Genomic DNA, 20,421 nt, shown 5'->3' with positions numbered 1-20,421 from the left:
AAATTTTTGCACCAATTACGATATAATACAAGCATTCACACTTTTAACACACAATCTATTTTGAGGGGAGTGCTGTATCACTATGAACCTGCCGACGTTTTTAGGCGGTGTGCATCCGCCTGAAGGCAAATCTCTCACCGAGAGCAAGCCCGTCGAAATCCTCAAGCCGACGGATGTGATGGAGTTCGTCTATCCTATGGGACTGCACATCGGTGCGCCGTGCCAGCCGCTCGTGAAAAAGGGTGATGCTGTTCTTGCGGGACAGAAAATCGGCGACACTGATGCGTTCGTCTCAGCCCCGAAGTATTCCGCAGTGTCCGGGACAGTCAAAGCCGTAGAGCCCCGCATGGTCTACACCGGCGCAATGGAAATGTGCGTGGTTGTCGAGAGCGACGGGCAATATACCCCAGCTCCTTCACTGCACGAAGCACTTGGCCACAAGCCGACACCTGCCGACTACGTGAAACTAATCCGCGAGGCCGGCATTGTCGGGAGCGGTGGAGCTTGTTTCCCGACGCACGTAAAGCTGTCTCCTCCGAAGGACAAGCCCATCAAGCACATCATCATCAATTCTGCAGAGTGCGAACCGTTCCTGAACTGCGACAACAGGCTGATGATCGAGGAGCCTGACGAGGTGCTTAAAGGCTTGGAGTTCGTGCTGGAGATTTTCCCTGAGGCTGAAGGCGTAATCGGCATCGAGAACAACAAACCCGAAGCCATCGCAACTATGACCGCGCACAACAAGAACCCGCGCATTAAGGTAATGCCCCTGCAGGTCAAGTACCCTCAAGGCGCAGAGAAGATGCTCATCTGGTCAGTAACCGGCAAGGAAGTTCCGTTAGTTCCCGCCCTTCCCGCAGATGTGGGGTGCATTGTCCTGAACACGCGCACTGCTTGGCAGATCTGGGCGGCAATCGAGAAGGGGCTTCCTGTTCACGAACGGATAATCACTGTAACAGGAGACGCAATCGCTGAACCCAAGAACCTCCTCGTTCCGCTGGGCCTGAGCATGAGAGACCTTATCCACGAGTGCGGAGGTTTTGTCGAAGAACCCGTGAAGGTAATCTCCGGCGGGCCGATGATGGGAATTGCTATGCGTTCAATTGATGTCCCCGTCGTCAAGGGCACGTCAGGAATCTTAGCCCTCACGAAGAAGTCAGCCTACTTTGCCGAAGAGAGCGCGTGCATAAGGTGCGGAAAGTGCGTTGAAGCCTGCCCGATGCACCTCGAGCCCACGAGCCTTGACCACGCTGTGAGGCGCAGGGACTACGCGGAGTTCGAGGCACTCGGCGGAATGAACTGCATAGAGTGCGGAAGCTGTGCGTACACCTGCCCGGCATCACGGCATCTCGTTCAGAGCTACAAGGACGGCAAAGCTACCGTAACCGCAAACAGGCGCAAGGCAGCTGCGGCGGCAAAAGCAAACGTAACGGAAAAACCGGCTAAGCCGGCGGAGGCGAAATAAGTCATGGACACGAAATTAACCGTATCAACTTCCCCGCACATACATTCGGAGTTCACCACCCGCAATATCATGGGCATGGTGATTTATGCTCTTGTGCCTGCGGGAATCATGGGAGTGTATTTTCTCGGCCTCCGTTCGCTCGGAGTTATAGCTGCCTGCATCATTGCTTCTGTCTTGGGCGAATGGGCGTGGCAGAAGTTCGTCATGCACACAAAGTCCACAATCTGCGACCTCTCGGCTGTAGTTACGGGGCTTCTTCTCGCGTATAACCTTCCTCCGACGATTCCGATTTGGATGGCTGTAGTCGGGAGCTTGTTCGCGATAATCATCGTCAAGCAGTTCTACGGCGGAATAGGCTGCAACATCGTCAACCCCGCGTTAGCCGCACGTGCAATGATGCTCATCTCTTGGCCGACGGCAATGACCACCTGGACGCTCAACGGAATTTCCGGCGCGACACCTCTTGCGGCGATGAAGGCCGGAACGACAGCAGGGATGCCCTCACTGTTCGACATGCTGACCGGCAACATGGCAGGATGCATCGGCGAGACTTCATCACTGCTCCTGATTCTGGGCGGGGCTTACCTCGTCTGGGAAAGAGTAATCTCCGCGCGCATACCCTTAACGTACATTCTGACGACGGCGATTCTGTCTGCACTGTTCAATCACGGAGGCGGGATGTTCCCGATTCACGAGATGCTTACGGGCGGACTGTTAATCGGAGCAATATTCATGGCTACGGACTACACGACATCACCCATGAGCGAGAAGGGACAGTACATTTACGCGGCAGGGTGCGCGCTTCTCACTGCGTTAATCCGTACGTGGGGCGGCTATCCTGAAGGCGTGTCGTTCTCAATCCTTATCATGAACATCGCAGTTCCGTTAATCGACAGGTACACTTCACCGAGAGTATTCGGCGCGCCGAAGAACGGATACTTTCAGAGGACAGGAGGGAAATAGTCATGAGCGATAACGTATCAGCTGCCGATTACATCAAGAAGGCAATACACTTGGGCGGGACGCTGCTGGCGGTTACCGCAGTAACGGGAATAATTCTCGGTGTCGTCGAGCACTACACTAGCGCGGCGATAAAACAGGTTGAGCTTGCGGCCAAGAACGAGGCGTTCAAAAACGTTATGCCCATAGCCCAGACCTTCGAGGCTGTCGACAAAGCAGATGATGACTGGGTCATTGATATTGTGCAGGCAAAAGACGGAGATAATGTTGTGGGCTGGTGCATGACCGTCGAGACCAAGAGTTACGGCGGGCCTCTGCAGTTCATTGCCGGCATCACTAAGGAAGGCACGGTGAAGGCGGTAAACATTCTGAGCCATTCCGACACTCCGGGACTCGGAGCAAGGGCAACTGAGCCTGAGTTCTACGGACAGTTCACGGACAAGACGGCTCTTCCGCTTAAGGTCGTGAAGAACGGTGCGAGCAATCCCGACGAGATAGCTGCAATCTCCGGCGCAACAATAACATCAACCGCAGTAACCGACGGCGTGAATGCGGCTGTGAATTACTGGAGCAAGAACCTGAAAGGGGGTAACTAGACTCTATGAGCCAGAACAAGCTGAAGATAATCACCAACGGAATACTTACGGACAACCCGACGTTCGTTCAGTGCATCGGCCTGTGCCCTACGCTTGCGACGACGACCAGCGTAGCTAACGGCATCGGCATGGGCATAGCGGCAACGTTCGTCCTCACTGCGTCAAACATCGTAATCTCCATTCTGCGCAAGATAGTTCCCGACGAGATACGCATACCGATTTTCATCGTGGTAATCGCTGGATTCGTTACGGTTATAGAGTTCCTGATGAAGGGATTTGCCCCCGAGCTGAACAAGTCGCTGGGAATCTTCATCCCGTTAATTGTCGTGAACTGCATAATCTTGGCCAGAGCAGAAGCCTTCGCGTCGAAGAACGGAGTGTTTGATTCCGCGCTTGACGGCATCGGTATGGGCTTGGGCTTCACGGTTGCGCTGTCCCTTCTGGGCTCGGTGCGCGAGATTCTCGGTGCTGGAACGTGGATGGGTAATCCTGTCGTGAGCTTTGACCCTGCAATGCTGGTTGTGTTAGCTCCGGGCGGGTTCATCATTCTCGGGTGCAGTATGGGGCTCTTCCGCGCAATTCAGGCACGTGCGGCCAAGTTCAAGGGGCTTGCGGCAACACCTGCTGAGGCACGTCCTGCGGGGTGCGGTTCGTGCATAATGGCTAAGTTCTGCCAGAGAGACGCAGAAGAATGCGGGGAGGCGAAGCAGTAATGTCCATAACAGAATTATTCCTGCTGTTCATCAGCTCAATCTTCGTGCACAACATCCTGCTGTCGCGCTTCTTGGGGTGCTGCCCGTTCATGGGAGTAAGCTCCAAGCTCAAGACTGCTCAGGGAATGGGCGCGGCTGTCGTGTTCGTCATCGTTCTTGCGTCGTGCATGACGTGGCTCACGTACAACTACCTTCTTGTTCCTCTGCACCTCGAGTACCTGTACACGCTCTCCTTCATCCTTGTGATTGCGGCTCTCGTTCAGTTCGTGGAACTTGCGCTGAAGAAGCTCAACCCCGTGCTGTATAAGTCTCTGGGAATCTTCCTCCCGTTAATCACGACGAACTGCGCAGTTCTCGGTGTTGCAGTCCTCAACATGAATGAAGGCTACGGACTTGCGGCGGCACTGGTTAATGCTCTTGGCTCGTCGCTGGGCTTCCTGCTCGCAATCTCACTCATGGCCGGAATACGCGAGCGCATCGAGACTAACGAGGGCATTCCCGACAGCCTCAAGGGGCTTCCGATGGCGTTAATCACTGCAGGCCTGATGTCAATTGCCTTCATGGGCTTCAACGGCATCATAAAGTAAGGAGGGTGTAACTATGGATGTAGGACATGTAATGGTAGCTCCCCTTGCGTTAATGGGAATTATGGGCGGAGTGTTTGGAGTTCTGCTCGCGATAGCATCGATAGTGTTCCGTGTTCATCAGGACGAGAGGATAGGCCTTGTGCGTGCGGCTCTTCCCGGTGCGAACTGCGGAGGCTGCGGCTATCCCGGTTGCGACGGCTACGCGTCGGGCGTTGTAGAGGGCGGAGCTCCTGTCAACAAGTGCGCTCCCGGCGGTGCGAAGGTTGCTGAGGCAATCGCGGCGATAATGGGCGTTGACGCAGGAGCTGGCGTTCCTGTACGTGCATTCCTGAGGTGCAAGGGCACGTGCGAGGCTTCCCCGAGAACGCTGAACTACGACGGCATAAACGACTGCCGGAGTGCGGTAACGATTCCTGGCGGTTCGCCGAATGCCTGCCCGTTCGGCTGTGTCGGAATGGGTACGTGCGTAAGTGTCTGCCAGTTCGGCGCGCTCTCGATGGGTGAGGACGGACTCCCGAAGGTCGACGTGAGCAAGTGCGTCGGGTGCGGTGCGTGTGTCGAGAACTGCCCGAAGGGACTCTTCGTGCTCGTGCCTGTAACTGCTGATGTCATCGTCGCGTGTGCTTCACACTGGAAGGGCCCTGCGGTCAAGAGCGTGTGCAGTGCTGGATGCATCGGGTGCACGCTGTGCGAGAAGAAGTGCCCGAAGAAGGCCATCACGATGGATCATGACCTCGCTGTCATCAATCAGGATTTGTGCGTGAAGTGCGGTATCTGCGCGAAGGTCTGCCCCGCAAAGTGCATCAAGCAGGGAGAAAAGTTCGTAGTTGTCGAGAAATCGGCGTAACACAGTGAAATAACCTTGTCCCCTTGCCGTAAAGCAGGGGGATATTTTTATCGAAGGAGTGATATTGTTGTTCAGAATGTTTAACCCTTTTGTACTGATGCCGTGCCTGATCTGTCTCTATGACATACTCAGCATGATATGCCCGCTGAGAGTTCCAGTGTGGGCAAAAATCCTTCTGGCTCTGGTTCTTGCCTGCGGCCTGCTGAAAATCTTTCTGCTAAGAATGACTCCAGCTGGCTTTGACGTGTACGAGCTTCCGAGACCTGTTGCACTGCTGCTCTCCGCACTGTTCAGCTTCATGGTCTGCGCACTGTTTATGCTTCTTGTGAAGGACGTAATCTATCTCGTCTGGAAGGCAGTTGTCCGCCAGCAGTTCAGTGCACATTACGCGTCGCTGTCCGTGCTGGTGATTGCGGTCTGCGCAACGTTGTGGGGAGCGTATCAGGGCACGAGAGTCCCTGACGTTGTGCATCACGAGGTGAAGATAGCGGGGCTCGGCCAAGACTTCGACGGCCTGAAAGTCGCAATGCTGGTAGATATTCACGTCGGGAGCGTGAACCGCAGGGACTTCGTGAGTGCAGTTGTGGAAAAGACGAACGCTCTCAGCCCTGACGTTATTCTGATTCCGGGCGACTTTGTTGACGGACAGGTCAGGAACAGGAGCGGAGACCTTGAACCCTTGAAGGACTTGCGCGCGAAGTACGGCGTTCTCGCGGTAACCGGCAACCACGAATATTATTACGACCTTGACGGCTGGCTGAAGACGATTGCTGGCTTCGGGGTGAAGTGGCTAGAGAACGAACACGTAATCCTTGAGAGCGGGGACTCACGGCTTGCGGTTGCGGGAGTGCCTGACCCGACGGGCGGAAACAGGGACACTCCCCGTGCGCTCGAGGGGATTCCTGACGGCACGCCGATAATCCTTATGGATCACCAGCCGCGTTTTGCGCACGAGAACACGAAGCTGGGCGTAACCCTCCAGCTTTCGGGACACACGCACGGCGGGCAGATGCCGGGAATAAAGCAGCTCACCGCGAGGGCGAACGGAGGCTTTGTGCGTGGATGGTATGACGTTGCGGGAATGAAGCTCTACAACAGCCCGGGAACGTCGCAGTGGGACGGGTTTATCATCCGGCTGTTCGACCCGTCGGAGATCTCGCTGTTCACCTTGCACGGAGAGTAGGAGCTCATGAATGATTGAAGTCAAATTATACGAGACTGAGGACGGCACAGTCCCGGTGCAGGAATTTCTGGATGGCGTTACTAAGGAGATGAAAGCTAAACTTTTGCGGACAATATCAATGCTCGGCGAGCGCGGTTACGAACTTCGTGCACCCTACTCAAAGCCGCTGCAAGATGGTATATTTGAGCTGAGAGCACAATTCGGCGGGAACATCTCAAGGGTGCTGTATTTCTTTGTGGTGAATGGGCGGGCAATCTTGACGCACGGCTTCATCAAAAAGACGCAGAAGACTCCTAGACAGGAAATAGAGCGCGCGAAGAGATACCGTGAAGATTATCTCAGAAGGGAGCATTAGTTTATGTCAGTAGACTTTCAGGATTTCTTGAACGAGCAGATGAAGGATCCCGAGTTCCGTCGTGCATACGAGGCCTTAGAGTTCGAGACAGGGTTAGCACGTGCCATAACCGAAGCCCGTGAAGCCAGAGGCCTGACCCGCAGGCAGCTCGCGAAGATGGCGGGTGTTAAGGAGAAAGAGGTTGAGGACTTCGAGTACGTGAACAAGGAATCCACAATAAACCTTTTCCACAAGCTGGCCTCCGTGCTTGGCTTGAAGCCGGAACTCCTGCCAGCATAAAGAAGATACCTTTTCTCGTCCCCTTGCTATCTTGCAGGGGGATTTAATGTATAAAACATCCATTCACGAGCAACTTACCCTGAAATATTTTCACCATTTCCCTCATGTTGTAGAATACTCGCTAAAGATTTCCTGCTTTGTCTCCGAAACATTACATATCCAAGCAATAGGGTAACAAGCTCGCGTAACAGTGAACGCTACATCATTTCACGGATGAAGATTCGGTGTGAGCTGTGCGGGAGTGAGTGTAAATTGACCGGCAGTACTTGAGGAGGTGGTTAGTGCGTTTACACCAGAAAATGTGCGCACGAAGGCGGGCACTCGTGAAGTAGGGTGCTCAAGGAAAACTAACGAAGGTCTTTCCCGCGAAGGACGGGGAGACGAACAAGGAGGTTAATGGTATGAAGAAAAGCGCGTTTATGCTGGCTATCTTGGCCGGGGTGTTGCTGTCGTTCGCTGCGCCTGCGATGGCAGACTATTACTTCAAGATAGACTCTGTTGAGGTTGACGATATTTATGACGCTGCCGTGAGGGTCAACCAAGATGTAACGGTGTCCTTCTACGTAACTGTGTCAGGTGTAAGTCCGTCAACAAGCGGGTATTACAAAAACGCCAACGTCGTCAAGTGGGAAGTCGCAGGTGCATCAACAGGTTCGGATAGTGATGTCTTCACTGTCAAGTCTACGACTGTTACCAATACCGATGTAGAGAATCAGAATGCAGCGAATCAGTCCTACTATAGGTTCACGAAGGGTATTACCGCTGATGATAATACTGCTATGGGACCTACCACGCTCAGAATCGACGTAACCGGTACATTACTGAAAACAACAGGAACCTTCCCTGTTAAGGTATACCTTTGCAACTCTGACGGAACGACTAACGGCTCAATCATTACTACTGATGCCGCTGCGGAGACTGCTAGAAAAGTTGACGCGTCTGAGAATGCAAGTGGAGAGATCGAGATTCACGCAAAGTTCGACTACGAGAACGATCCCGCCAACCCCGAAGGTGCCAAGTGGGACGGCAAAGACCCCGTCTTCGAGAGCGACCCCGGCAACAACGCAACCGCCAAGGCCAAGCCCAAGCTCGGCAAGATCGAGAAGGAAGCACTCACCTTCACGTCAGGCACCGCCGGAGAGCTCACCATCCCCATCAGCGGCCCAGTAACAGAAGTTGACGTTTACGTCGCCGCCAAAGATGCCATCAAGCTCGGCTGGCTTCCTAAGGGCTCAACGAAGAACATCCGCCTCGACCAGGACAACATCGCGGAGTACCAGATCCCCTTCAGGATCACGAGCTACGACTTCAGCGGCAACACCGGCCTCACTGGTGCTACCGACAAGGACGGCAAGAAGGCTGACAAGGAGACCGCCAAGAACATGTCCTCCACGCTGACCCTCGCTTTCAACGGCGGGTACTTCAGCTACAAGGGCTTCCCGGTAACTGTCTCCCTGAAGAACAAGCAGACCTCAAAGCCTGTCGCTAAGGCCGTCAAGATCAATGTTGAGCCCAACACCGACTCGCCTCAGTGGTGGTTCAATGACTACCATAACGTGGAGACAGCACTTACCAACGTCCCGCTCGTAACGGAGAATGCTGAAGGTGTGAGGACAGCGAGGGAATTTGAGGCAGGAGATACGCTCACTGGCGCGATAATCAGCTTCGATGAGGAAGCTCGTTACACCGACTACGTGAACGGCGGCGACCTTGCCTTCACGCTCAGCACAGGCAATGCCTACTATGATGCTGAGAATTATGTATGGAAGGTTTCAGATGATGTCGGCGATGCGACTGACGTAACAGCCACAGTCTCGGGCACACATATTGAGTATAATGAACCCTATGACCACGTGATCGACACCAAGAGCAACCCGGCAGACAAGAAGCTCGAGATCGCCATCCCGCTTGTCGCTGGGGACGAAAACTTGGGCAAGCTCTCTGAGGCAGCCGAGCATCTCCTTACCTACTACATCAGCGGAGATTACGGCCCGTTCGTCATCACCCAGAAGGGCGCGGACAAGACCAAGAACGGCATCGAGGTAACCATCACCTCGCCTGACTTCAACTACAGGGGCGAGATCGGCAAGGACAACGAGGGCGAAGATACGGGCAACATAGGCTCTGTAACGTTCGGCGGAAAGCTCACGAAGACCGACAAGGAGAGCAAGACTGCCGTAACCCTCACGGTAACCAACCCGATGACCAAGAAGAAGGGCACCGCGAAGATCACGGTAATCGGCAAAGTTCCTGCGTCGTTCGACGTCAAGAAGTACCCCGTCTCGAAGGATGACGACAACCACAGGTGGTTCACGACGAAGCCCGTCGAGGCCGGCAAAGTTCCCAGTGTGAAGCCGAAGGCCATAGGCTCGAAGACGATAACCTACTATGTCGACGATCTGGAAGCTCTCAACGAAGTAGGCCTGTCGTTCGACGAGAAGAAGGGTGCGGTAATCGATTACCCGAAGGGCTCTAAGAACACTATTCCTACGTCCAATGACGGCGTGTATGAGCCTATAGAGGTTATAATCTACGCCACTAATGAGGTCGGAGGTGAAGAAGATGCCTCAGTTCACACGATGATGGGCATCACGGGCGCGAAACCGTCCCTCAACGTCAAGAAGGTAGAGTTCGCCGGAAATGAGTACGTGAACGGCACGATCAAGACCTTTGCGCTCAATGCAGGTAAGGCTAAACCCGTAGCCTCCAGCGCGGCAGGAGCGAACGTCATTGTTTCGCCCGATGCGGCAGGCAAGAAAACACTCGAGGGACTCGGCCTTGAGATGATTACTTGGAAGAGTGTCATGGCATTGGAGAGCACCGATACTGAGGCTACAGACAATATGGAGATAGTCCCGAGCGGCGACAAGACTCCGTACAAGCTCCTGAGCGGCGACAAGGAAACAGTCCTTGCGGAGAATGTCTATGACAGCGGTGCTTACACGGAGAAGGTCGCAAGCGGTGCTATAAACGTCAGCCTTGATAGCCAGCCTGCTGAAATTACGGCAGTCTGGCTGAGGAAGGGCAGCCATGAAACCACCGAGCCTGACGAGAACTACAAGAACTTGGGCATCATCAGGGTTGCGGACGCCAGCAAGATGAAGGAGACCAAGAAGGCCAAGATCAACGTTACGCTCGACAACATCGGCGCAGCAGGCAAGGGCACAGTGGAGCTCAACATCGCGGCGAAAGCCAGTACTGACAACACCGGCGCACTTCCTGCAAACGCGAAGGCAGTCTATGTCGCCCCCGAAAGCACGGCCAGCACGCCCGTCAGAGTCAAGGCCAAGAACGGCAGCGCGAGCTACCAGACATACCTTGACACTAAGGCAAAGGCAGAGGCTGAGAACGGCGCAGAGGGCGAGGAAGCCGGAGTAACCTTCGGTGCACCGAGAACACTCGCGAACCTCACGGCAGAACAGAACGCGTTCTTCGCCAAGAATGGTTACACGGTCGTCGCGGTACTTCCTGAGATCACCGTCGAAGAGGACGGCCAGTACGACATCAGCGCAGAGCTCGACGAGAATGCTCCTGAGGGCGCAAAGCTCCTGTGGTTCGCATTCCCTGACAAGGCGACGCATGATGAAGACATCGTTGATTTCTATGACGAAGCAGGCACACCGGTTGAAGGAGTTCCTGCAAGCCATAAGATCATAGCCTCTCCGTGGCTTAACGCCGGAGTGAAGTACGCACCGGTGATCGCGATCGAAGCGGAGTAAGGCAAAACGTGAGGAAACAGAGTCCAGGCATCTGCTCATGCTGAAGACGAAGTAAACTCACAGGTTGGCAGCCGGCCCTGTCTGGAGAAATCCGGGCAGGGCTTCTTTCATGGTAGAATTTCACTTATCCGATAACTATAGCAGACAAAGGAGGTCATGGCTCATGAAGAGATATATTCACGTTTCCGCGCTTGCTTTGGGGATGCTTCTGCTCTGTGCTTCGGCTTGGGCAGGAGGAGGCTACACGATCGAGAGCATCACGGCAGGCCTGACGGACATCTACAACGCCGCGAACAGGACGGATGAGGACATCGGCATCAACATCAAGGCACTCGTACGCTACTACCCTTACGACACGGACTCAACGCTCACGTTCAGGAACGGCATCAGTGCTCCTGTAACAAGAATTACGGTTGAGACGACGGAGGGCGGCGAGCTGTGGTCAATGGAGGGTACTGACCTGTTCAAGAGTGCCCAGCACGGAGGAACAACGACTGCGGAGGATCAGGCGGCCTTCTTCGAGGGACGGACCAACCCCGCGAACGGTCCGCTTTTTGCCGGAGTGAAGAAGGACGTTGTAGCGGCGGCGCGCAAAGAGGGCGTGATAATCTCCGGCTTCGGTGATGCAGACCTCGAGCACAAGAAGTTCACCCTCAACGCCAAAGCCGAAGAAGATACGGCAGTGGGGATAAGGATTCTCTACGAGACCAACACAAGCGGAGCAAACCCTTCACTGTCATACACGGAGGACACGGATTCGGATGCTTACGGCTGGGCTGACTGCCTCAAAATCTCTGTCGGCGACGCTGATGGCGTATTAGTTCTCACTGACAGCGAGAAGTCGGAGTACAACGTTCTGGAGCTGGAAGGTACGGCGGTCTATGAGACAGTTCTTACCGCAAAGCCCAGCGGGATTTCGGGCAAAGTTACGGTTACCGCAGAGCTCGTCAATGACGATGGCTATAGAGTTGTTGCGAACAGTGCGGTTGTCGTTATGAGCACATCCTTTGACGTTCACGAAGAGCCCGGCTCGGACGCTGGAACTCAGCCCGTGAGCCTGAACGTCTCCAATCTTGCAGGCACGGCCTCAGACCCAACGCGGGACGGCTGGGACGGCATTGACCTCTACGCTGGCGAGAACGACGACGAGAACAAGACGAACAATCCCGGGCCGGGAACGGCGGGCAAGGCGAAGATAGCCGCAATCTCTGCGACGAACTTCACTGCAGGGAACTTCAGGGATCAGCCCGCAGTAATCACCGTCAAGGGAGCTGCCCCTAACGTGTGGGTGTACATCGCCAGGAAGGACGCGAAGACACTGTTTCCCGGTGAGGATGGAGAAGTCCCGGAGGAGAACATCTACCTCACGCAACAGAACATCATACAGTACGGGCTTCCTTTCCGCGTAACGGGCTTTGAGCGCGGCGGGGACACGAAGGATGCCGAGAGCAGCTTAACCATCACCTTCAACGGAGCAAAGACAGCCTTCACGAACTTCCCCCTAACTGTTGCCGTCCAGAACTCCGCGATGAAGTCTCCAGCCACAAAAACCTTCAAGCTGAGTGCCAAGCCTTCTGAGCTGATACGCTGGAAGATGACTTCACTAGACGAATACGGCAGCGAGGCGGAAATTTACGCTCCGGGCAAAATAGCTGTTACCGTTCCGCTGTCTGAGGATTCTGACCTTGACAGCGCGACAGTCCCGACGGTCTACACTGTGAGCGGGGAAGGGCACTACATCATCACGGTGAAGCCTGCGGAGAAGAACGGCATAGAAGCTGAAGTAACACAGCCGGAGTTTGACGCGTTCGGAGGAGTCGTAACGCCCGGAAGCGTCGAGTTCACCGGCAGCGTCGAGGCGCAGGAGAAGGAGAGCAAGACGGCATTCACTGTAACGGCGGCAAACACTTTCACGAAGAAGAAGACGACGCTCAAGGTCAGCGTAGAGGGCAAGATAGGCGCTACCATCAAGGACAAGACCGGCTCGGCAGACGAGACCGGCCTTCAGCACATTGACCCGAAGAAGACGAAGAGTGTCGCTGCGGGGAAAGTTCCTGCTGTAACCCTAAAAGCTGCGGGCTCGAAGACGATAACGTGGAGGCTCGGCGATGATGAGGGATACCTTGAGGATGACAGCATAGAGACAAGCGATTATTATGCGGCGGTGCTTGCAGGAGTTGGGCTCTCGTTCGACAGCAAGACCGGCAAGCTCAAGGCTCTGACAACCGCAAACGCCATTCTTCCGACGACGAACAGTGCCGGAGAGTTCGAGTCGTTGGACATCGTGGTGAACGCGACGAACGGCTACGGTCCAGGCGACTGGGCGCGTCTGTGGGTAACGGTTACCGGCGCGAAGCCGTCTCTGGCCACGACGAAGCTGACGCTGAGCAGGGATGCCTTCAGGTCAGGCGATATTGCTGGGGTGGTGAGGGCGAAGGTCGGCAAGACGGAGCTTACTTCCAGCGACACAGCGGGCTTCAGGGTGAAGTTCTCTCCCCTGAACAAGAAGGGCAAGAACGAGGACACTGAAGCACTTGCCGCGCTTGGCCTGGAACTCATCGAGAATGATGCTTTGCCGGGCAGTGAGTACTACAACTGCGGGCTTCTGCGTGTCAGAGAAGGAGGACTGAAAGCCTCGAAGAACGCGAAGGTCTCTCTGCGTCTCGAGAACATCGGTGCGGAGAGTAAGGGCACGTTGTCCCTGACGATAAATGACCCTGTCCCCGAGATTGATACCGACCGCACGGGAATGAACCTCAGCACGGGCGGAAGCGTGCCTTATGTTACGCTCACCGGCTCGAAGACGGCGAAAGTCAGCAGTACGCTCACTCTCTGGATAAGCGACGAGACAGCCCCCACCTCCGACAGCACAAAGATAACGTGGAAGGTCTCGAAGCCGCAGAGCAGCAACATCACTGCTTCAGTGAAAGCAGATTCCGCGAGCAAGGGACGCAAAGCAACGGTAACGTTCACTCTGGCCAAGAACAAGCTGACTGCAGAGGAGGATGACTTTGTCGTTCAGGCCACGAACGCCGCCAACAAACAGAGCGGTACGATGACGATTCACGTTGCCGCGAACAAGAGCACATCCGACGAAGCCAGTGCTCCAGCGAACAATGGCGGCAGTTCTCCCGAATCATCCCCTGAGGCACGCACATACGGCAACAATGAAGCCGGAACTGTTGACGTTTATTATGATGAGGCTGTTAGGTTGGGAGTTCCGCGCACACTCGCTCAGCTTTCGCCGGAACACCGCGCGTTCATTGAGGGCAAGGGGTATGTTGTGGTTGCTGTACTGCCCGAGCTTTCGTCAGAGACAGAGGGACAGCACGAGCTGCCTGCGGAGCTTTTCGAGGACGCGCCGGTCGGGGCAAAGCTGGTGTACCTTCCCTTCCCGAAGGACGCGGAAGAGACCGAAGACGACAGAATCGCGGACTTCTACGACACGGACGGAGCACCTATCGAGGAAGTGCCCTCATGCCGCACAATAACTGTAGATGCGTGGCTGAGAGCAGGAGTAACGTACGAGCCTGTGATTGTCGTAGAGAAGTAGCAGAGAAAAAAAATCACCCTGTCCGCGAAGGGCAGGGCTTTTTTTGTGCGGCTATTCCGGCTTAACTCTCAGAGTTCCCGGGTTGGTGTAGGTTACGAGAGCGACAGTTCCCGGCACAGAGCGAACATACTTCCTCTCCGTGTAGTCAATCGGCACAGAGCCCGCGCCTTTCCCCGCCGAATGTCCCGCCGCAAGTCCTGCCGCGTACTCGAGGATGTCCCGCCGTTCGCCTTCAAGCTCCTGACGCTTCAAGCCCCTGATTATCACGTGTGCACCAGGCATCTCGTGCGCGTGAAGCCAAATATCGTCCGGCCGTGCCGCCTTCAGCGTAACGTACCTGTTGCCGCGTGCCGACAGCCCCACAAGAATCGTAACCCCGTCCCGCGTGATGTTCAGGTGCGGAGGGAGCGAGGAAGCCTGCTTCTTGCGGTGGTGTCTTGCTGGTTCAGGGCTCAGCCACTCCTCGAGATCCTTAACTGCCTCAGAGAAACTTTCCGGGTCATCGACCGCCTCAAGAAGCGCGTGCTGTTCCTTCAGCTCGTCTATCGCCGACGTTATGGCCTCAAGGTTCGCGCTTATCTCCTCAGGGTTGCCGGATGCCTTGCGGTAACGCTTGAAGTAACGTTCTGCGTTGCGCGAAGGCGAGAGTTCCGGGTCAAGGGCTATCGTGAGGACTGTTCCGTCCCAGTCGGTGAGGGTTACGGTGTCAGCGCGTTTGGGTATCGCGTAAATGTGCGATAGTATAGCTTCTCCCTTCTGCCGGAAAACTTCCGCGTCCCGGCATTCCTTGAGCTGCTTGGCGATGCCGTCCCGGTGGCGTTCTTTGGCTTTCACCGCGCGCTTGATCTTCGCGTCAATCTCGTGCAGCTTCTTTTCACGCCCCCTCATCAGCAGAGGCCGCAATACTCCGTGTGCCGAAGCCCTCAGCACGTCCCGGCCAAGTTCTGCGGTCTCGGGAAGGGAAAAGTCCAGCCGCGTCATGTATCCGTTCTTCGTGATGACCCTGCACATTACGTCGGAGTCCTCGTCGAGAAGTTTGCCCAGCGCGGACTGCCACGACAAAGCGTCGTGCTCCTCCCAGTGATTCACGGCCAGCCTCGCTAACGGACGGCCTATCCCCCGAAGGTTCTGCACGTCTTCAGGCTTCAGGCTCTTGACGCTGTGGAGGTCAACTCCCTCGAAGACAGGCGGCGGAGTGTACGGGTGTCCGGGAAGTATCGTCCTGAAACGGTTTGTGTCCGGCGTTGAATGCCTGGCCGCCTCGTCTATCTTCCTGTTCTCGTCAAGCAGAAGGAAATTCGCTACGGGCTCGGTAATCTCTAACACAAGATAATAATTCACGCTCACGCCCGCAGAAACCCTCCGCCTTGCACCGAGCTCTATCACTCTGTCGTTGTTGAGCTGCCTGACGGAGAAAATCTCTCCCCCGTGAGTTAGCCTGCTCTTCAGTGCCTCGCTGATTGATGCTTTTGACGGGGAAATGTCCTTGAGGGCGTTCATCTCGCTCTGTGAGGCCGTGCAAATTCCCGCCGCGCCGGAACTCCACGACAATAACAGCCACTGTTCGCCGGAAAACTTGAGGGCTGTCCACGACTCGCCCCCCTCAATACGATTGACCCGCAGAGGCAAGATCTTTCGTAGTGCCCCTGCGAGTCCTGAAATATATTCCGGGCCGAATGCCATTTACGGTAACAGCCTCATTATCGTGCTCTGCTGAATCTGGTTTGCCTGAGCCAGCATCGCAGTATTCGCGTCCATCAGAATCTTCTGCGTCGTGAAGTTCATGATCTCCGTCATGTAGTCCACATCACGAATGCGCGAGTTAGCTTCGGTGAGCATCTCGGTTTCCTTCGTGAGGTTGCCGATGTGGTGCTCGAGCCGGTTCTGTGCCGCCCCTAACTTGGCCTGCTGCATCGATACCCTGTCTATCGCCGCGTCAATCAGCGTCGTCGAGTAAGCTGCTCTATCCCTGCTCATCACGTTCACTCCGTCGAGGCCGAGAGCATGAGCCCTCATGTCCCCTATCGCGACCATAACGTCGTCGCCCTCGCTGTCTCCGGCCTGGAAGATTGTCGTGTTGTCCGCAAGGTGAAGCACTACGTCAGTTCCGTTGTCGCCGCCCGTGTTGGTGAAGTCGAAGCTCTTGGTTTTGTCGTTCCACGCAACGCTTACGTCCAGCATCGGGTCGAACTCCACGTCAATATTGCTGTGTATCACGCCGACGAGCATATTTCCCGTGATGTTCACTTTCTGTGCTATAAGTTCGCCGTCGTGTGCATCCCTTACTGTAACTTCATACGATGTCTCCTTAGACTCCTGAATCGTATTGAGGGATAAGGTTTTGAGCAGGTCTTCATTGCCCGAGAGCGTGATTTCCCCCTTAGTGCCCGGTAGCACGGAACGTATTACCAGCGTACCTTCTACGCCTTCCTGTCCAGGAGTCGCACCTTCTACGAATGACACGAAATTACCAGAATCGTCAACGTACTTTGCCTGCCCCAGACCGTTAGCTACCGCGTCATTCAGTTTGCGCGTGAGGTCTCCTACCGTGTCGTTGCCGTAGAGCATAATCTTAGCCTGCCTGCCGTCGCCCTGCGTGAGGGTCAATTCTTTGGGCTGTTCGAGAACATATATTCCTTCGTTCGTCCAGAATTTGTCGATGTCGCGGAGCTTCGTTGAGCTTGTCGCAACTTCCCCGACGTAACCCGCCCTGAACGATGCCGCAGCGTTGTTGTTCTCGGGGTTGATCTCTCCTCCTGCGTCGGCGGCCTTGAAGTTGGCGTTTGTCCTGAGGGTTATGTTTCCCTGCGAGACGCTTCCGTTTTCGCTGTTCACGAAGAACTGCCGGAAGTTCAGCTCAGAGCTCGCGTTGGTCTCGCCGTTGAGGAGATACTCCACCTGTTGTCCGCCGAAAGCTCCGCCGCTCCAGCTTTCAGGGTCTGAGCCTTCAGGAGTTGACGTGATGTTGAGCTGTATGGGGTTATCGTTGCCCTCTGCCTCTGCTCCGGCCTTGATGGAATACACGAACTTTGCGCCCTTCTGGATGGGAACTGTGCCGTTCTCGCCGAGAGTTATTGTTGCTGCGGGGCTGTCGTCCGTTCCGCCGAAGAGCTTGAAGAGGCTTACGGTGTTAGGAGTTTCACCGTCCGCTCCCATCGTGAGAATGATGTTGTCCTGCACGGCCGTTGTGGCTCGTCCGTCCTGTGAGAGCTTGCTTGCTGTGGCTTTCAGGGTTACCATGCCATTGACAGCGTCCATGTTCGTAACCTCGAAGAGAACGCTTGCGTTGTCTAAATTCTGGTCAGTTACCTCGACAGCAAAAACCTCGTCCGCACCAATCCTTACACTGTCTGCGGCCGTCGTCTCCGTAACGGGTGCTACACCTGGTGCTTCGGTCTCGTAGGAGATTGTGATTCCTGTCGCGTCGCCGTTGAGCCTCTGTGCTGTAAGGTTCAGCGAGCCGCTCTCACTGTCAGCTTCCTCGAAGCCGGAAAGGATTATGCCTTTTTCGCGCGCAGAAGCAATAACCTCGTCCTTCACTCCTACGAAAGCCGGTCCGTTCGTTACGTCAGTCCTGCCCTCAAAGAACGCTGACTGATCCGCCGCAGTAGTAACACTTCCGTTCCTGACGTTGCGGAAGAGGTCTGAACCTGACGTGCTCCAGATCTCCACGCCGTCAGTCGTCGCTACGGTTATCTTGGTTACAGGCGCGCCTATTTCTTCAGCAAAGGTTACCGCGTTCTCCGTACCGTTCAGCATCCCGCCTATGCCGTATGAGCCCGTGAGGACTCCTTCTGTCGCGGGCTCTGCGCTCTCCGCGAAAGTTATGCTGTAGTCGCCGGACGGTACATTGCTGGCCGATACACCGACTACCCCCGATTTCGTGTTCAGTGTCTTGAGCTCGGTTGTGCTGTCGTGCTTAATCTTGAGGATGTCTGTCTTCTGAACCTGTGCTTTGCCGACCTCTGCCTTGACGGTAATCCTGTAGTTGCCGTCAACCGCGTACTTCTGCCCGTAACTGTCTATCGAGCGCAGTCCTCCGTGAACTACCGCCTTGACGTTCTCGTTCGTGCTGCTCCACAGGACCGCGTTGTCTCCGCTGAGGATATTCTTGCGGTTGAACTGCGTGTTGTTCCCGAGATTGGTTATCTCGTCGCGAATCTCGTTTATCTCAACCTGAATGTAGCTCCTGTCCTGCTGGGTGAGCGTGTCATTCGCCGCCTGAACGCTGAGCTCGCGCATCCTCTGCAGCATTGACTGTGTCTGATCCAGCGCGCCTGCCGCCGTCTGAATCATGCTGATACCGTCTTGGGCATTCTGCAGAGCCTTTTCCTTGCCGCCAATGCGGGACATCATCGTCTCGCTTATGGCAAGCCCGGCCGTGTTGTCAACATCCGCAATCTTTGTCCGCAGTCCTGTCGACAGCTTCTCGAGGGAACGCTTCATAGCGAGGGAGTTCCTCTGCATTATGCGCTGTCCCATTATTGCGGTCATGTCGTGATTCATTATCATTGACATGCTTCACTTCACCGTCCTTAGTGTGTGTAAAATCTCTTCCCTGAAATATACAACCCCCCCGACATTACGGGTTTACCGCAAATGCGGGGGAAAACTCACATTGTCATATCGAGCCTGCGTCCTGAAGCCCGGCCTGCCGCACGGAACTTCTTTGCGAACCCGATTACCGTATCTGGAGGAAACTTGCGCACTATCGTCCCGTCCTCAGAATTAATCACACTTACCTGAACAATAGCGGCATCCTCTATCACCTCGTACTGCAGGTGCCGGCGTGCCCCGACCTTCGCGAACATAGCTTCTTTGTGCTTCTCGGCCTGCTCGTTGGATTCCTGCCTGTCCTGATCTTGCTTCAGGCTTCGTCTCTGGGCTTCCAGCCTCTGCCGGAAACTGTCTTCACGAGCCTCGCCAATCCGGCCAAGCGTCTTGGTCTTGGTTACCGTACGCCGCTCTTCAGCAGTGGTTTGCCGGGGAACCGGGACTTCTATCCCGCCTGCCATTGCCAAACCGCCTGCCTTCCGTCATGTCAGCCCGTATTCGTGTATCAAAATAGGGGAGGAGGATTTCCCCCCTTCCCCCATTAATTGCTTACGTTCGTATCAACGATACGGGTTATGCGACTTCAGAATACCACTTAGGCGGCTTTAGGCCTAGCGGATAAGGCTGAGGACGTTGTTAGGCTGCTGGTTTGCCTGCGCGAGCATGGAGTTGCCAGCCTGAAGCATAATGTTGAGCTTCGTGAAGTTCATCATTTCCTTCGCCATGTCTGTGTCGCGGATACGGCTTTCTGCGCTGCTCAGGTTCTCGCTTGCGGTCGTCAGGTTGCTGGCCGTGTACTCTAACCTGTTCTGGTACGCACCGAGATTTGCCCTCTGCGTGCTTACCTTGTCGATTGCGTTGTCGATGATGGTGATTGAGCGTGCCGCCCTGTCGTGGCTCATGACGTTTACGCCGTCAAGTCCAAGTGCGTGGCTTCTCATGTCGCCGATGTTCATCGCGAGGTCTTCGCCTTCGTTTGCACCGATCTGCAGAACAGTCGTGTTGTCGGCAAGGTGGAGCGTAGTCTCAGTCGTAGCGGCCGAGTAGTCGAACTTGTTGGTGTTCTTGTTCCACTTTGCGCTGATGCCGGAAAGCTCGCTGAACTCTACGTCAACGTTCTCGTCGATGAGACCCTTCGCGACGTTGCCGGTGATCTTCACGCCCTGCTTGATGAGCTCGCCGGTGTGTGCATCCTCAACGTCAACCGTGAAGGAGGTCTCCTTAGACTTCTGGATCGTGTTCAGGGAGAATGCGTTAAGAACCGCCTCGTCGCCTGAAAGCGTGATTTCGCCGCTCTTGCCGGGAACGATTGAACGGATCAGGAACGTGCCGTCAACTGCCTCAGAGTCTGTCGTCGAGCCGTTGCCTACAAACGTTACGAACTTCGTAGCGTCGTCGACGTAGTTCTTCTGGCCGAGACCGTCAGCAACTGCGTCGTTGAGCTTCTTTGCCACGTCGTCAAGCGTGTCGTTGGCGTAGAGCGTTACGCTTGCTTTATTGCCATTGCCCTGATTGAGGGTGATGGTCTTCGGGTCATCGAGCATGAACACGCCCTCAGAGTTCCAGAACTTGTCGAGGTCGCGGAGCTTGGTGTCGCCGGTTGCTACCTT

The 20,421-nt window shown here is 55.3% G+C and carries 15 protein-coding genes; 11 read left to right on the top strand and 4 right to left on the bottom strand.

From position 1 onward, the window contains the following. Positions 1-82: 82 nt before the first annotated feature. The 11 genes from rsxC (at position 83) to IJT02_03480 (ending at position 14,257) form a co-directional block, all read left to right on the top strand. Positions 83-1,465, top strand: coding sequence for an electron transport complex subunit RsxC (rsxC, locus tag IJT02_03530; GenBank protein MBQ7543995.1), 1,383 nt, complete (start codon positions 83-85; stop codon positions 1,463-1,465). 3 nt (positions 1,466-1,468) lie between these two features. Beyond that, positions 1,469-2,428, top strand: coding sequence for an RnfABCDGE type electron transport complex subunit D (locus IJT02_03525; GenBank protein ID MBQ7543994.1), 960 nt, complete (start codon positions 1,469-1,471; stop codon positions 2,426-2,428). A gap of 2 nt (positions 2,429-2,430) precedes the next feature. Further along, on the top strand, positions 2,431-3,021 hold the full coding sequence (locus IJT02_03520) for an RnfABCDGE type electron transport complex subunit G (protein MBQ7543993.1): 591 nt from the start codon (positions 2,431-2,433) through the stop codon (positions 3,019-3,021). Between the two features lie 5 nt (positions 3,022-3,026). Then, positions 3,027-3,734, top strand: a complete 708-nt coding sequence (locus IJT02_03515; GenBank protein MBQ7543992.1) for an electron transport complex subunit E — start codon at positions 3,027-3,029, stop codon at positions 3,732-3,734. After that, entirely contained in the window at positions 3,734-4,321 is a 588-nt protein-coding gene (locus IJT02_03510; protein MBQ7543991.1) for an RnfABCDGE type electron transport complex subunit A, read from the top strand. Before IJT02_03515 ends, IJT02_03510 begins: the two co-directional genes overlap by 1 nt. A gap of 13 nt (positions 4,322-4,334) precedes the next feature. After that, a complete protein-coding gene (locus tag IJT02_03505) occupies positions 4,335-5,168 on the top strand; it encodes an RnfABCDGE type electron transport complex subunit B (protein ID MBQ7543990.1) in 834 nt (277 codons plus the stop codon). A gap of 67 nt (positions 5,169-5,235) precedes the next feature. Further along, complete coding sequence (locus IJT02_03500; GenBank protein ID MBQ7543989.1) at positions 5,236-6,351, top strand: metallophosphoesterase; 1,116 nt, start codon at positions 5,236-5,238, stop codon at positions 6,349-6,351. A gap of 10 nt (positions 6,352-6,361) precedes the next feature. Next, the gene (locus IJT02_03495) at positions 6,362-6,706 is read left to right on the top strand and encodes a type II toxin-antitoxin system RelE/ParE family toxin (GenBank protein MBQ7543988.1); all 345 of its coding nucleotides are present in this window, start codon (positions 6,362-6,364) and stop codon (positions 6,704-6,706) included. 3 nt (positions 6,707-6,709) lie between these two features. After that, the gene (locus IJT02_03490; protein MBQ7543987.1) at positions 6,710-6,985 is read left to right on the top strand and encodes a helix-turn-helix transcriptional regulator; all 276 of its coding nucleotides are present in this window, start codon (positions 6,710-6,712) and stop codon (positions 6,983-6,985) included. A 401-nt stretch (positions 6,986-7,386) separates the two neighbouring features. Further along, positions 7,387-10,704: a hypothetical protein gene (locus tag IJT02_03485; GenBank protein ID MBQ7543986.1), complete on the top strand. Its 3,318-nt coding sequence runs from the start codon at positions 7,387-7,389 to the stop codon at positions 10,702-10,704. Positions 10,705-10,867: 163 nt separating this feature from the next. Continuing rightward, positions 10,868-14,257 (top strand): hypothetical protein, encoded by a 3,390-nt coding sequence (locus IJT02_03480; protein MBQ7543985.1) that lies wholly within the window; start codon positions 10,868-10,870, stop codon positions 14,255-14,257. Positions 14,258-14,308: 51 nt separating this feature from the next. Here IJT02_03480 and IJT02_03475 read toward each other — a convergent pair whose 3' ends face one another. From IJT02_03475 to IJT02_03460, 4 genes are all read right to left on the bottom strand, one after another. Then, positions 14,309-15,940 (bottom strand): NFACT family protein, encoded by a 1,632-nt coding sequence (locus IJT02_03475; protein ID MBQ7543984.1) that lies wholly within the window; start codon positions 15,938-15,940, stop codon positions 14,309-14,311. After that, positions 15,941-18,775: a flagellin gene (locus IJT02_03470; protein ID MBQ7543983.1), complete on the bottom strand. Its 2,835-nt coding sequence runs from the start codon at positions 18,773-18,775 to the stop codon at positions 15,941-15,943. A gap of 95 nt (positions 18,776-18,870) precedes the next feature. Beyond that, entirely contained in the window at positions 18,871-19,272 is a 402-nt protein-coding gene (locus tag IJT02_03465) for a flagellar protein FlaG (protein ID MBQ7543982.1), read from the bottom strand. 150 nt (positions 19,273-19,422) lie between these two features. After that, positions 19,423-20,421: flagellin (locus tag IJT02_03460; protein MBQ7543981.1), on the bottom strand; the 999-nt coding region annotated here is incomplete at its 5' end.

This window comes from Synergistaceae bacterium, assembly GCA_017450125.1.
Taxonomy (GTDB): Bacteria; Synergistota; Synergistia; order Synergistales; family Aminobacteriaceae; genus JAFUXM01.
Note: the sequence above shows the minus strand (reverse complement) of the source record. Positions and strands in the feature narration are given on the sequence as shown.